The following is a 15568-nucleotide window of genomic DNA, read 5'->3' as shown; positions in this document are numbered from 1 at the left end:
GTCCCGAATTGACCGGCATCATTAGACCGACCTGCAGGCGAGCCAGACCCTTACAGGTTCACGCAAGCGTCAACCATACCAAAAAGGCCTTATCCATTGCTGAACCGGCCCTTTCAAATAAATTTAAATTTTTCTTACATCATTTAAACACACACTTCAAGCTAATCTAACCCCGGATCACTGACGGATGCGCCGTGAACCATGCCGTCATGTCGTCAATCCGCTGAATCCGCAAGCTAGGTAAACCGTTCCGCGAGATCCCATGGAAGCTCTGCGGGTAGCGAATGAAGTCCGCGTCGACCCCGTTACGTTTGACGGCGGTAAAGAACTCTTCCGACTGACTGATTGGGCAGCGCATGTCCCACTCGCCGTGGAGCAAGCGAATCGGTGTCGTCACGTTTTGCGCGTAGGCCAATGGTGACTGCTTCCAATAAGCGTCGATACCACCCTCTGCGAACAAGTCGATTGCCAGTTCTTCGGGATTGAAGTAAAAACCAATATCGCTAATACCAAAGAGACTGATCCAGTTGGTCACCGACCGCTGGGAGACGGCCGCTGCAAACCGTTTCGTATGGCCGACCGACCACGTCGTCATGAAGCCCCCATAAGATCCGCCAGCGATGTACTGACGATCCGCATCAAGCTGTGAGAACTTAGCCAACGCCGCGTCCAATCCGGTCATGACGTCATCGAAATCATCTTCACCGTAGTGCCCGTTTACATGGCTTTCAAAGGCTTGACCATAGCTGGTTGACCCCCGAGGATTGAAGAAGACTACGCCATAACCGCGACTCGCATGAACTTGAAATTCATAGAAGAACGCCTCGCCATAGTTGGCATGTGGTCCCCCGTGAACGTAAAGCAAAACAGGCTGCTTCGGTGCCTTGGTTTGCGCTGGCAAGTACCATCCCTCCAGTGCTTGGCCGTCCGCAGCAGTGTAGTCAAAGCGCTGGGGGTGGGCGAACTCATGGGTATCTTCGTAGGCAGCGTTGGGATCATAGCTGACCGTCTCACGCCCATCGGCCACCTTGAACGTCCGCAACTGACTCGGTTGGTCCTGATAGGAAACACTCAGTGCCAACGTCTCAGCATCAACCACATCAAAGTCCACGATTTGGCGAGCCGTGTCGTCAATCAGCGTAATTCCTCGGGCATCGCCCACGTAGAGTTGACTGTGTCCGTGAAAGGCCGTGACGAAGACGACACGGTCGGCATCCAACCAGCGGACAAGTTTACTCCCAGCCTGCTGAACAAAGTCGCCAGCAAACTCCGGGTTCGGATCGGCATCCAAGTCATCGGTCAGACTGGTCAGGTCACCACCGGTTGTGGCAACCAGATAGACATTGGCTACGGTATGACGGCCTGCCGAACCGTTGTCGCCGACTAACGCGACCTGCCGACCATCTGGTGACAGCGTGGCATCCGCAAAATGGCCGTGAATCAAGTTCGCAGTGAGATCTACCGTCTGTCCCGTTTGGGTATCCAGACAATACGCTCCATGAGCAAAGTTACGATCGTCATCAGGATGGTCATCTTGAAGAAGCGTGACGTAACGCCCATCCTGGCTGACCGAGGTTAAACTGAAATCAGCCCCTTGTTGGCAGATTTCGGCCACCGCCCCAGTTGCTGGCAAGTAGCGGCGTAACCGATACGTCGCGTCCTGAGGTAGCCAACCATAGCCGTCAGCTTTATTTACAAGCCGGGTGACGTGTCGGGTCTTGGGGAATTTTTCCTGGTTTGGTAACTTCGGAAGCTCAGCGGTCTCAGTCGTCTTGAAATAAACGCTTTGGCCGTCCGCGGCAGCAATCACCGTATTCACGGTCTCGCCTGGCGTCGCCGTGGTTACTAGCGTCGACTCTCCACCACTAATGGCCACCGTAAATAGTTGGGGCTTCGCCGCGCCAACCTTGGATGCATAGACTAATTGATCGCCGGCAACGGCTGGTTGTAAGTTCAGTTGGCCGTTGACTGCAACGTCTTGAGAATGGCCAGCTTGATCGACACGCTTAATGCTGGCCAAATACTGATTGTTTGCCTCATCAATCCTGTTTTCGACGAAGAAGATCTGGTGATCTGCCGCTGACGCTTGAGACACAGATTTTAATCGATAAAGATCTTGTGCACTGACCCCTTGGGACATACCGCATCGCTCCTAGCTATTTATAAATTTTCTCATTATTTTCTCATCAAATAATTGGTTTAATGTTAATCCAGCACTTGGGCGATGTCAATTGCCAATACTGGACATTGACCCGTCACACCTCTCTGAAACCTGCTACACTAGAGATACCACAGACAGAAGGAGTGAGCTTGAAATGAAAATTGCAATTGCTGGCGCGGGTGCCATGGGTAGCCGCTTTGGCGTAAAACTTCAATCAGCTGGTAATCAGGTTACCTTGATCGATAACTGGGCCGAACACGTCACGACCATTCAACAGCAAGGTTTGACCGTCACGACCGATGATGGGATTGACCACGTTTACCACATGACGGCTAAACGCCCTGAGGATGTTACCGAACAGTTTGACCTCGTTATTCTCTTTACCAAAGCAATGCAGATGGATCAGATGCTCCAACAACTCAGTGGCGTCCTGGGCAACCAACCCGCCGTCTTGACCCTGGCTAATGGGATCGGTAACGTCGAGACCATCGAACGCCACGTCCCTAAGGACCACGTCGTTGCCGGCACCACGATCTGGTCTTCCAGCCTCACCGGGCCGGGCCATATTACGGTTACTGGGACGGGTAGTATTTCTCTGCAGGCCATCGTACCTGAAAAATTCCCAGACTTGCCCGGACTGATCACCACCCTAAACGGGGCCGGTCTCAATGCCAGCCCCGCCGAAAATGTTCTGGCCGCCATCTGGAAAAAGGCCGGTCTGAACAGTGTCCTCAATACTTACTGTACACTATTCGACTGCAACATCGCCGAATTCGGCAGTCTCCCTAACTGGCGGACCCTGAATGATGTCGTCCTTAACGAATTTGAAGCTGTCGCCACGGCTGCTAAAATTCAGTTTAGTGCAGCCGATGTAACGGCCGTGATTGCGGCACAGTTCGACCCTAGCAAGAATGGGGGACACTACCCATCAATGCACCAAGACATGGCTAAGAAACGGCCAACCGAAATCGACTTTCTTAATGGGTATGTCGCCAAGCTCGGGGCCAAGCTCAACGTGCCTGCCCCGACCAACGCGCTACTAGCCCAACTCATCCACGGTCAGGAAAGCTTAAAGGGAATCAAGTAACGGAAAAATTCGAGCACCACGCTATGTGGTTTCACTACCATATGTAGAAAAGTCACACATATTCGTACTATATCTAGTTGTAATTTTCTGAAATTCATCGTAACATAGACCTATACTCATTTTGACCGGTCGTTAGTATTTTTGATTAACGGGTTCGGCAAACCTAGGAGGGCTAGAGACGATGGACGTTTTAAGAAGATCACAGACCACGATGTATCCGGGTGGTCTAACCGTGGAAAATTTAGCTGGAGAGCACGCACCGTTTAATTCCCGCCAGATTCACACGGCATTAACCGCACTAACCAACGACCCTACCGTTGTCCACCGCGTTGAAAGCCTCATCGTGGCCCAACTAGCAGGATTCGACGTCGTCGCAACTGGCACGATCGAGGCCACCGTAGTTGATACGCTTGAGCAGCTTGGTTACGCCAATATGGCCCGAAGCTACCGGAAGCAACAACACGCTTAGTTGGCTAGTGTGCTCCCTTTAATTTTTAAATTTACTGTATTTAAAAAAGTACTGAGCAGATGGCCCAGTACTTTTTTATCCCCACTGACGGAAATTATTGGATCAAGATAATTCCGACCAATCCACTTAATTAATGATAAAAAAGCGATTGCCGAATCAGCTTAAAAGTTGACCCGGCAATCGCTTTATTTATTCGTTTATATTTAGTGTTCTCCGCAAAAAACCGACCAGCACTCCCCCGAGAACTGATCGATCCGGTCTATGAGCTTAATTGTGATTCCAAGTGGTGTAATTCGGCTGTCCGTACTTCACGTGGTAAGAATCGGCGAATTTCCTCTTCGTTGTAACCCACTTCAAGCCGCTTATCATCAAAAATGATGGGCCGTTTGATTAAATCTGGGTACTTAACAACTAAGTCAACAAGTTGGCTAACTGAGAGACTGTCTAAATCAACGTGTAATTCCTTAAATACATTGGATCGCGTTGAGATGATGTCCTCACTGCCATTTTCCGTTAAGCGTAAAATCTGCTTAACTTCGGCGGCATTTAGTGGCTTGGACTTGATATTCCGTTCGTTAAACGCAATGTCGTGTTCCTTCAGCCATGCCCGTGCCTTCCGACTGGATGCGCTACTTGGCGCAATATACAAATTGATCATATCTAAGCACTTCCTTATCGTTGGATTGAGTAACGATAGAAAAAAAAACTGACTTGTTCTGGTTCCCCCCGAATATTTCACTGGACTATCTAGTAGAACCAACTTATATGTTACCACAATTGAATGAATAATCAACCCTTTTTGGAAACTTTCTAAATAACGGTCAACATTTTTTCGTGGGTTGGTTGTCCCTTCCAACTATTTTCGCAATCACTTCTCAGCTTGTGATAAATTGTAAAAATCCTTGGAAACATCGCGGCTTAAGCTTCCACAAAGTTAGGGTAGTCAGTCAACTATCTCGTGAGATGGTCGTAATTAATCGCTAGAAACGGCCCAGGTGTCTCTTTTTGAACTAAATGTATCAATATTCATTACATTTGTTTGAATATACATTTTGATTTTAACTCGGTTCATAAAAGCGCTTACTCAAACTAAACGAAATGGCCAAGCCCTTTCTTTGACAAGTGATTTCTCCCCACTTTCATCCCCCAGAGGCGTAAAATAAAGGCATCATAAATTTCGTTTTTTGTCGGGAGGAACCCGCTTTGTTAGCTTTTTACGCTGTTGTTTTACTGATTGTTGCGACCATCGTCGCCAATACAGTCTATCCCTATTTCCCCGTTATTCCGAAGGCCTTCTACCAGATTTTTGCCGGCGCTATTCTTTCTCTGGTGCCGATGTATCATCACTTTGTCCTCGAGCCCGAGATGTTTATGCTTATCATTATTGCCCCCCTCATGTTCTATGACGGGCAAAATGCGAACGGCCAGGAGCTTCGCCGAAACGTTGGCTCAATCATCTCGATGGCCATTATCTTGGCGGTATTGACTGTCATTGGTATGGGTTACTTGAGCCATGCCGTCCTCACAGGTATTCCGCTAGCTTTAGCCTTTGCTTTGGCCGCCATTGTCACGCCGACCGATGCCGTGGCGGTGTCCTCGATCACAAGTAACATGGCGGTACCGGAGCGCGTGATGGGCATGCTAGAGCGTGAATCGCTCTTCAATGATGCTTCTGGTCTAGTTGCCTTTAACCTCGCCCTTGCTGCTTTTACCACCGGCCAATTCTCTGTGGGCGACGGGGTTAAACACTTCTTCGTTGTCTTTCTGGGTGGCCTCCTGATTGGTGTGATTCTTGGAATTGCGGCTGTCATGGTCCGCCTCTTCCTGGTTCAGAGTGGGAAAGACTCCTCCAGCGTCATCGTACCCTACGACCTCATTATGCCGTTTCTAATCTATTTGGCCGCGGAACACCTTGAACTGTCTGGTATCCTAGCAGTCGTGGCTGCTGGATTGATCTACAGTGCCTCCAGTAACCAGTTGCGACTATCCAGTACACAACTGCAACTGGTTTCCCGCTCCACATGGGGCATTTTTACCAATATTTTAAATGGCTTCGTCTTTGTCCTCCTGGGTGTCTCTTTACCAACTGTATGGGTAAATATTCAACGAGATGACACGAAATCTCTACCCAGTTTTCTCGTATTAGCTGTCATCCTTTATCTGGTCATGCTGGTTCTCCGATACCTATGGATTCGCCTCGACTGGGCATTGATCCATTCCGAAAAGAAGGAACGCCCTTTGAACGCCCTGATTGGCGCGCTCTCTGGTGTCCACGGAACCATCACGTTGGCCATGGCCTTCTCACTGCCGTTAACACTGAATGGTGCGTCCTTCCCCTTCCGAAACACCATGATTTTTGTGGCCGCTGTCGTGATTATTCTCAGTCTCCTCGTCCCAACCATCGTCTTACCCTTTATCTTGCCTAAAAAGACCGTTGCAGTGGATCCAGCGTCTGTCGCTCAGGAACGTAAAGCGCTCGTTGCCTACGCTACCGAACGACTCGTACAGGAAAATCCAGATGATCCTGCTGCTGCACAATCCGTCATCGAGACGCTGAACAGTCAGGCGACTGGGGCACGACCTGACCGCAAAAAAATTCGAGTCCTGCTCAATCAAGCGACCCAAATCGAAGTTAAGAGTGTCCAGAAACTAGCCGACGATGGCGTCATTTCCAATGGCTTCGCTAACCGTTACGTTCGGATGCTGGTCATCAAATCTCAAATGAGTCATCAGAATCCCTTCCAAAACCTGTCCTTGTGGTTCCGCTTCGTTGGCCACCGGGTCACCTTCATGTTCAGTCGTAAATGGCGGCGTGGCAAGCGCATCGCCAAGCAGCGCCAACGCTTGCAGGAAATCCCACACGCACCGGAACAAGAACAGCAACAAGAACAACGTATTCAGCAGGAAAATAAGCAGCTGAAGCGTCGGCCTCGCCGCGATCCACGTGCCGACCAGCGGCAGCGCGAAAATTTCTTGCGGATCGAAGAAGATATTTACACAAATATCATCAAATTTCTCACTGATATTTCCACGGTGGATAACCAAGCCGAGGTCAACACCGTCCGAAATTACTACAACGCGCGGCATCGTCGTTTCGTGACCAACAAGTCCACGGACTACCAGAACGAATTATTTATTCAGGCCTTTCAGTACGAATACACCTACATTCAACAGCAAAGAACGGCCGGCATCATCACCACAGAACTGGCAGACGAACTCTACCAGCAAGTCTCAACGGACCAGATGCTCTACACGCAAGAAATCGCCGGCGCCGATTAGATTATTTCCCCGCCGTCATATTTTCTTCACAATTACCTGTTATAGTTGTTCTCATAACTTACGAATTTACGAACGAATAAGTTAATAATTTTACTCCTCCAAAGTAAAAATTATGGGCGATCCGTTATGGTATCGACCAACTCCAAACGTAATAAACGTTTTTTCTTCAGGCAGCGATGCGGACAATTTGGTCCGGTCGCTGTTTTTTGTTTAAGAGAGTGAAGCAAGCCGTTTAGATTCTGAGCATTAGGGAAATAAGGAGCTTCTGTTCGGCTATGCCGGACAGAAGTTCCTTATTTTTCTAAGCGGAAGGGTCTGGCTTGCGGAACTCGTTTCCGAGGCCGCATGTTTCCGGACATCATGGCGAGAGAAAGTCTGACGATTTAAGCAAAAGCAAGTAGTAGCAACCTATGCCGGACAGGAGTTCCTTATTTTTCTAAGCGGAAGGGTCTGGCTTGCGGAACTCGTTTCGAATCAGAGCGTGAGCGAGGGCGGTTAGACCCTGAGCATTAACGTCAATAAGTGCCAGCTTGGCGGAGCCGAGCCGGTGCTTATTGGGGTTAAGCGGAAGGGACTGCCCGAGGGAACGCGTTTCAGAAGCCGCATGTTTCCGGATATTCTGGCGAGAGAAAGTTTAGAGCTCTAAGTCAAAGTAACGATTAATAACTATGCCGGACAGGAGGACTTAGCTTTCTAAGCGGAGGAACCTGCCCGACTGAACACGTTTCAAAGGTCGCAAGCTTCCGGATATCCCGGCGAGAGCCAACCAAAGTAACCTATCCCGATATTTTCTAACAAAAACAATCTCAAGCAACTAAAATCTCCCCCACTCTCCTCACAAGAACTCGCTCCAGTCAAAAGAAACCGCTTCCCCGTCCCTTTTTTACTCCAATTGTGAGAAAATCCCTCATAATTTAAGAGAATTTGCCATCGTAAATTTACACTCAGTACAAACTAGCTTATAATTTCTTTAACACGTTATAGATTCGGCGGCTGTTCGCTAGTGATCTGTTAGACGTTATTGGAGGGTGAGATCTAATGAAGCTGACAATTTTATCAACAAGCGATACCCACGGGTACGTCTTCCCCACGAACTACGTGAAGAAGGGGAGCCAACTGGGATTCGGACTGGCTCGCGCGGCCACGGTGATTGCCCAGGAGCAAGCCGCCGCTAGGGAACAAGGCCCGGTCATCACCGTTGAAAATGGGGATTTTCTTGAAGGGTCACCCCTGGCCTATTACGTGGCCCGGGTGAAACCCGACCGCGATCCCCAGCCTTTAATGGCCATTTATAACCAAATCGATTACGACTGTGGCATTCTCGGTAACCACGAGTTCAACTACGGTCAAAAATATCTGCAAGCTGCAATTCGCGATGCCAAGCGAACTATTTTATGCGCCAATATTTTAGATAGTAATGGCGATCCCGAATACGGCCAACCTTACCGCATTATTGAAAAGGAAGGCATCAAGGTCGGCGTACTGGGACTCACCACCCAAGCCGTCTACAAGTGGGAAAAGGCGACCAACATTAGTGGCCTACAATTCGAATCGGCTTATATTGCTGCCAAGAAATACGTTCCAATCATGCGTGAACAGGCTGACGTCGTCGTGGTCTGCTATCACGGCGGCTTTGAACGCGATTTAACCACTGGTAAGCCTAACGACATTCACGTTGGCGAAAACGAAGCCTATCACATCTTAGAGGCCATTCCCGGCATCGATGCCCTGGTTACCGGTCACCAACATCGGCAACTGGCAACGGACGTCTTTGATATTCCCACCACGCAACCCGGTTTCCGGGGACAGGCTATTGGTAAGATTACGCTGGATCTCGATCGGGACGCTAACGGTAAGGTCATCGTTGTCAATCACAATTCCGAACTTGTCTCAGCAGCCGAAGCGCCACTGGACGAAAAGGTTTTGAAGGCTGCTAATGGGTTGAACGGCGAGGTCGGTCACTGGCTGGATCAACCGTTGGGCCATATCAAGGGCGATATGACCTTCACCGATCCCTTTGCAGCCCGCATTAACGAGACACCCTACATCGAATTCATTCAAAAAGTGCAAATGGCCACGATGGGCGCAGATATCTCCGCCACGGCGTTATTTAACGATGAAGCCCGCGGATTTGAGAATCCCATTACCATGCGAAATATTATGACCAATTATGTCTATCCAAATGGTCTGTCCCTCTTAAACATTACTGGTGCAGATTTGAAAGGTGCGTTGGAAGTGACTGCCCGTTACTTTAGTTCGCAAGACGGCCAAATCATCGTTAACCCCGCATTCATCCATCCCAAACGTCGCCAATACAATTACGACATGTATGAGGGCATTGACTACCGCATCAACGTAGCTAAACCGATGGGCCAACGGATTGAAAACCTTACCTATCACGGCCAACCGATCGCCGATGATAAACACCTCCGCATTGCGTTGAACCAATACCGTGCGGTCGGTGGCGGCCACTACCCCATGTACAGTGCTGACAAGATCCGCGCTGAAAGTCAGGGTGCGATGAGTGAAATCATTGCGGATTACCTGCAAGAACATCCGACCATCGATGCAACGGCGAATAAAAACTTTACCGTGGTTTACGATCCCGAATAATTTTTGTGTTGTTTAAAGAACAGTTATCACTGTTATCTCCTTTCCTGAGATGCTAGTGATAACTGCTTTTTTAGTTGTGATGTTGTCGTTACCTTCGGGATGGTGAAAATTGTCGCCTGCGGCTGCCAGGAATTCTGCCGCTATGGGGACCGCCTACAGCCAAAGAACGGGCTTCCAGCTCGATTTGAAACCTCGCCAAGTTCAGGCGAGTTTCCAAATACGTCCCGCGATGTAAGACCGGGAAAGGTCACCCCCCGGCCTAACATCGCCGTCACAGCCGGCGCCATCCCTGGCCTCCTCCGGCTAAACTAACTTTCAGCCTGAATTTCTCAGATGCTGACACCTTACATGGCTTTAAACGCTCAGCAGTTACCACACCACTGCATGCACCGCCCCCTACCATATTTAAAATCCTTCCAAAATGTGTCAACAGCAGTCATAAATAAACGCAACAAAAAAGGCAGCCAACCCAATCACTACAGGTTAGCTACCTTCACTTCAGCGACAACGCCCTTAAGCGTTAGCCGCTTTTTTCTTTTTGTGCTTCTTCTTTTTCTTTTCATCGCCAACATACTCAACCGCCATAGACGTCCGTATCGTGGTGACTTTGATCTTGCCGGGATACGTCAGCTTAGCTTCAACCTGCTTGGCCACTTCTTGGGTCAACTTGGCTGAGGCACTGTCGTCCAGCTCTTGTGGCTTGACGATGATCCGTAGTTCCCGACCGGCTTGAATGGCATAGCTTTCCGAAACCCCAGACTGCTCGTTAGCAATCTGTTCCAGCGCGCGTAGACGGTTGATGTAATCCTCAACCGATTCGCTCCGCGCACCAGGCCGTGCACCAGAGATGGCATCGGCGGCGGCGACTAAGTCGGACAACGGTGACGTCTTCTCCACGTCACCATGGTGAGCTGCAATCGCATTGATCACGACATCTTCCTCGCCATACTTCTGTGCAAATTCCGTTCCAATTTCCACGTGGGTGCCTTCAACCTCGTGATCGATGGCCTTTCCCAAGTCATGGAGTAAGCCAGCACGGCGAGCTAAACGCGTGTTGTATCCCAGACGTGCGGCCATAGCGCCGGTCAACTGCGCCACTTCAATCGAGTGAAGTAACACGTTTTGACCGTAACTGGTCCGGTACTTGAGACGCCCAATCAGCTTCATCAGATCGGGATGCATCCAGCCCACGTGGAGCAGGCTGACGGTCTGTTCCCCGGTCTCCCACAGACTATGGTTGACGTCACGCTGGGCATTTTCCACTTGCGTTTCGATCTGTGTCGCGGAGATCCGACGGCTGGCGACCAAATTGGTCAAAGCCACCCGTGCAACTTCGCGGCGAATCGGATCATGCGTACTGATGAATAACGTGGTGTTGTCATCCGGCACGAAAATTAAATCAGTTCCGGTCAACGTCTCGAGAAGGCGAATGTGTTGGCCCTCGCGACCGATAATTTTACTGCGAATCTCACCGTTAGGAACGGTGACCGTGTGTTCCAAGTGTTCCTTCGGTAAATCTTGTGGTCCACTTTCGGTGGCGGAGAGCACCACGTCTTTGGCCCAGCGTTCGGCGCTCGCCACAGCATTATCGTTCAATGCCTTAACTTCAACATCGCGGTCGCGCTTCAATTCTAACTCGGTATTTTGAACCACCGTGTCTTGCGCGGCCTTCGCATCCATCCCCGCCTGCTCAGCCAGAGTCTCTTCGCGCTTTTCACGCAAGTCCCCTGCCTCATCACGACGTAAATGAATCGCTTGCCGCTGATCCCGGTTAGCCTGACTACGCTCATCTAGCATAGCTGTCTGGTCGTCTAAGCGGACGGCCATCTGCCCCATGAGCTGTTCACGCTGCTGACGTCGTTGTTCTCTTACCTGAATATCACTCTGCTGTTCGGTCAATTCATCTTTTACGGATTGTTGATAGGCCAAGGTATCTTGCCGGCTTTTTTGGTTAAGCTGGTCTACCTTTGCTTTGGTCTGCTCGGTCGCCTGGGCAATAATCTCGCGGGCTTTTGCTTGCACCGCCATTAATTCTGCGCGATGCTGTCGCCGTCTGATGAGGTCGCCGAGCACCAGCCCGATCAACAACAGACCGATAATTAGTCCTGTTATTAACAATATGCTGTGCTCCTTAGTATTCAGTCCCGAAAGACTCTCGGGTGGGTTGGTCACTTATCTTGTTAATTATACGCTATTTGCGGCCACAACCCAACCGTTCACGTACGTGGTTTTTCCATCGCTATCGGCACGAACAGCCAGCACAGTAGAGCCAGCTTGAACCCACTCGCGACCCATAAGACGTCAAGTGCCGCCAAATTCGCGAGCCAAACGCCTACGGCACACCCAATCAGAAATGTCAGTAGGACCATAATGAATCGGAAAAAACGTTTGCGAGCGGCCTGATTGCCATCGATCAACGCTTGGTAGGCACTCGTTGCCATATTTTTCGTATTCCCAGTCATGATCCCATTATTGATGGCAATTCCACCGACCTGCCGGAAGATGGTCAGCTCAAAACCAGCCATGATCCCCAGGAAAAATAGTAACCACTGTTCGGGTAAATCCCCCTGTAGTCCGGCCAACACGGCGTAAGCCACCACGTCAATCAGCATCAGCCACCGCATCTGCCGGCGATGATCATGCTTACCCACGTGTTCACTCAACCCCTGTGCTACAAAACATCCGAGAAAATAGCCAATCCAAACAAATCCGTTGACCCACGCGGCCTGCCAGCCAGCCGTGACCAACTTAACCACACCCACGATCAAATTTCCCGTCTGTGCACTGACCAGGACCTCACCGTGCTTGAGAAAGGTGTCTGCATCGATGGCGCCCATCAGGAGCGTGGCACCCAACCCCAGCACAGTGTCGGTCACTGGACGAAATTGCCGTGTCGTCTTCATTTCCATGTGAACCGCCACCTTTCGTGCTGAATAATTGACGTCATCTCATTTTTAAAGACTGTCAGACCATCTATCTTTTCACTAAAACCAATTATTTAATATATTCCGCCAAAAATGCCTTAACCTTACGTTCGTATACGACTGGACTATGAGAGAGTGCCGCCGCATGTTTTGCACCGGGCACAATTAGCAACTGTTTGGGCCCGTTATCGGCCCGATAGACTTGGTAAACCATCCGTGTCGGCACGAACGTATCCGCCCCACCATGGATAAATAGCATTGGTTTGTGGTTCTTCTTGACCGCGGCTACGGCGTTGGCATCCTTAAAATGGAAGCCGGCTTTGACTCTCGCTACCGTGCTGGTCAGGGGCACCAACGGCCAATAGGGAATGTTGTACATCTGCTTAGCCTGGTAGGTGATCTCCGCTTGCGCATCGGTGTACCCACAATCTTCAATGTAGGCCTTCAACTGACTCGGCGTCTTCAGGCCGCTAGTCATCATCGTCGTCGCACCCCCCATGGAGACCCCAAACAGGACGACCTGTGACTGTTTTCCCTGCTTGGCAATAACCTGGTTGACCCATTTTAAATAATCTTTACTCTCATAATAACCATAACTGATGACCTTCCCCTGGCTCTGCCCCTGGCCACGGGTATCCGGAATTAGCGTATTGTAGCCCAGTTGATGGAACATGGCCACGTAGCCACCCATGGCCTCCTTGTTGGAACCGAAGCCGTGGACCAGCACTACTGTCTTCTTGGTAGCCTTGGCCGCCGGAATATAGTCCGCAACTAATTTCAAATTCGCGCCGGCAGCTTTCTCCGTCCACCGTTGCTTCTTCACATCCTGATACCACTTCTTCTGACTATACATGGGATCACTCTTCTTCAGCGTTGTCCCAGTCGCGACAAATGACTTCTTACCGCTAGCCACCGTCATGTTGTAGAAGTACAGACTTGCACCCAGCAAGCCCCCAGCAATCAGCACGACGATTACGCCGACACTGATCAATCCCCATTTTTTTCGCTTACTCACAATTGTTGCCTCCCAATTCTCTGCGCCCACCACGTTCGGGCTACGCGCAATTTCTCTCTTCCGTTAGTATACGGAGTTCTTTCTGCCAGCGCAATTGATATGAAGTTTGCTATAATAGGCACAACATGCGCCGTTTATATGCAATTTCAGCATTTTACATCCGCTTAAATTTGTTAAGCCATTGCCTAGGAGGGCCTGCTTATGAAATATTCTTTGAATTGGGATCTCGATTCACTCTTTAGTGGCGGTATCAATTCCGCCCAGCTACAGACAAAACTAATGGAGATCAAGACGGCCATCGCGACCCTCGGCGATCTCCTGGATCGCTGGGATGCGGCCAGTGACGCCCCCCACTATCAGCAATTTCTAAAGCTAATCACCCAGCTTCAGACGATCGCTACTGGCATCGGCCAGGCGGGCATCTTTATCACTGCCGTGGGTTCCGCAGACGTCAACAATCCCGATGTGGCCCCAATGGAAGCCCAACTACGGGATCTCAGCACTCAAGCCGATAACGTCAGTGGCAAGCTCAAAAAAGTTTTAGTTCAAGTCCCCGACGTTAACTTTGCCGAGATGTTAGCCCAACCCAATCTTAAACCGATCGCTTTCAACTTAAAGGAAATGCGCGAAGATGGTAAGGAACTGCTGGATGATAAGACCGAGGCTCTCATCAGCCGCCTTAACCTCGATGGCAAGGCCGCCTGGAGCTCTCACTACGATTCCCTGGTTGCCACGGTCACCGTGCCCTTCCATGATGCAAACGACAACCCCGTCACATTATCTGCCGGGCAAGCCGACAATAACCTGCTGGGAAACGCCGACCCACAGTACCGGGCCGACCTCTTACCCGTGTGGGAACAAGCTTGGACGGATAAAGAGCAACTCTTCGCCGACACACTGAACCATTTGGCCGGCTTCCGGTTGACCGAGTACGCCGCTCACGGAACCACTGATTTTTTGCGCGAACCATTAAAAGACAACCGGTTGAGTGCCGAAACCCTGAACACCATTTGGCAAGTCGTCGATGACAACAAGCAATTTCTCCTCGACTATCTCGATCGTAAGGCGGCGCTGCTAGGTAAGAAGCACGCCGGTTGGCAGGACGTGGAAGCACCTCTGACTCTCCCTGGTAGTCAACTTCACCACTTCACTTACGACGAAGCTGCGGCCTTTATTGTCAAACACTACGGTGAGTTCTCCCCAAAGATGGCAGCCCTCGCCCAACGCGCATTCGAAAATCGCTGGATTGAAGCCGAAGACCGCGCTGGCAAGGCACCGGGCGGATGGATGGAAAGTGCACCGGAGACCCATGAATCACGAATCTTTATGACCTTCACCGGCTCGCCAAATGACGTCTCCACGCTGGCGCACGAGTTGGGCCATGCCTTTCACTCTAGCGTCATGGAAGACCTGCCTCAGTTACGGCAAGATTATGCTATGAACGTGGCGGAAACGGCCTCGACCTTTGGTGAACTGATTGTGGCTGACGCCAACGTGAAAGCGGCTAAAACCGACGCAGAGAAAATTACGCTGATCAACGCTAAGATGGACAATCCCCTGGCAATGTTCTTGAATATTCGCGCGCGGTTCCTCTTTGAAACGCATTTCTACCAACTCCGCCAGAAGAAACTGGTCACCCCAGCTGAACTCAACGAGTTGATGCTAAATGCTCAGAAGGAAGCCTTCGGTCACGACCTGTCAACTTACTCCCCCCACCTGTGGGCCAGCAAGCTTCACTTCTACATCGACGAGCCTGCCTTCTACAACTTCCCCTACGTCTTCGGTTACCTATTCAGTCTAGGCATCTACGCCAAGGCACAGCAAGAAGGCGATTTCGAAGACAGCTACATCGCCTTACTCCGGGACACGGCGAACATGTCTACCGAAGAGTTGGCACAAAAACACCTCGGTGTCGACCTGACCAAGCCAGACTTCTGGTTGGCTGGCGTCAAATTAATTAAGCAAGACGTCGCAGAATTTATGCGGCTAACCGATTCACTGGTGAAATAGTCAACTTTCG

General features: G+C 50.3%; 10 protein-coding genes. 5 read left to right on the top strand and 5 right to left on the bottom strand.

The window, feature by feature from the left end:
- Window positions 1-166: 166 nt before the first annotated feature.
- Entirely contained in the window at window positions 167-2140 is a 1974-nt protein-coding gene (locus ACKTSF_RS08555) for a S9 family peptidase (RefSeq protein ID WP_407888505.1), read from the bottom strand.
- A gap of 175 nt (window positions 2141-2315) precedes the next feature.
- On the opposite strand from ACKTSF_RS08555, the gene ACKTSF_RS08550 reads away from it, so the two are divergent.
- Window positions 2316-3248 (top strand): ketopantoate reductase family protein, encoded by a 933-nt coding sequence (locus tag ACKTSF_RS08550; protein WP_407888503.1) that lies wholly within the window; start codon window positions 2316-2318, stop codon window positions 3246-3248.
- 181 nt (window positions 3249-3429) lie between these two features.
- Window positions 3430-3717, top strand: coding sequence for a hypothetical protein (locus tag ACKTSF_RS08545; RefSeq protein WP_407888501.1), 288 nt, complete (start codon window positions 3430-3432; stop codon window positions 3715-3717).
- Between the two features lie 259 nt (window positions 3718-3976).
- Here ACKTSF_RS08545 and spx read toward each other — a convergent pair whose 3' ends face one another.
- Window positions 3977-4375, bottom strand: coding sequence for a transcriptional regulator Spx (gene spx / locus ACKTSF_RS08540; RefSeq protein ID WP_125700584.1), 399 nt, complete (start codon window positions 4373-4375; stop codon window positions 3977-3979).
- A gap of 545 nt (window positions 4376-4920) precedes the next feature.
- Between spx and ACKTSF_RS08535 the strand changes: the two genes are divergently transcribed.
- Together ACKTSF_RS08535 and ACKTSF_RS08530 are read left to right on the top strand one after the other, a co-directional pair.
- Window positions 4921-6996, top strand: a complete 2076-nt coding sequence (locus ACKTSF_RS08535; RefSeq protein ID WP_407888499.1) for a Na+/H+ antiporter — start codon at window positions 4921-4923, stop codon at window positions 6994-6996.
- Window positions 6997-8034: 1038 nt separating this feature from the next.
- Window positions 8035-9609: a bifunctional metallophosphatase/5'-nucleotidase gene (locus tag ACKTSF_RS08530; protein WP_407888497.1), complete on the top strand. Its 1575-nt coding sequence runs from the start codon at window positions 8035-8037 to the stop codon at window positions 9607-9609.
- Between the two features lie 513 nt (window positions 9610-10122).
- On the opposite strand, the gene rny is transcribed toward ACKTSF_RS08530, so the two are convergent.
- The 3 genes from rny to ACKTSF_RS08515 all read right to left on the bottom strand — a co-directional run bounded on the left by rny (window position 10123) and on the right by ACKTSF_RS08515 (window position 13548).
- Complete coding sequence (gene rny / locus ACKTSF_RS08525) at window positions 10123-11727, bottom strand: ribonuclease Y (RefSeq protein WP_407888495.1); 1605 nt, start codon at window positions 11725-11727, stop codon at window positions 10123-10125.
- A gap of 98 nt (window positions 11728-11825) precedes the next feature.
- Window positions 11826-12518, bottom strand: coding sequence for a YoaK family protein (locus ACKTSF_RS08520; protein WP_407888493.1), 693 nt, complete (start codon window positions 12516-12518; stop codon window positions 11826-11828).
- A gap of 85 nt (window positions 12519-12603) precedes the next feature.
- Window positions 12604-13548, bottom strand: coding sequence for an alpha/beta hydrolase (locus ACKTSF_RS08515; RefSeq protein WP_407888491.1), 945 nt, complete (start codon window positions 13546-13548; stop codon window positions 12604-12606).
- Between the two features lie 201 nt (window positions 13549-13749).
- Between ACKTSF_RS08515 and ACKTSF_RS08510 the strand changes: the two genes are divergently transcribed.
- Window positions 13750-15558, top strand: coding sequence for a M3 family oligoendopeptidase (locus ACKTSF_RS08510; protein ID WP_407888489.1), 1809 nt, complete (start codon window positions 13750-13752; stop codon window positions 15556-15558).
- The last annotated feature ends 10 nt before the right edge of the window (window positions 15559-15568 follow it).

It is taken from the genome of Levilactobacillus muriae (assembly GCF_045862015.1).
Classification (GTDB): Bacteria; Bacillota; Bacilli; order Lactobacillales; family Lactobacillaceae; genus Levilactobacillus; species Levilactobacillus muriae.
Note: the sequence above shows the minus strand (reverse complement) of the source record. Positions and strands in the feature narration are given on the sequence as shown.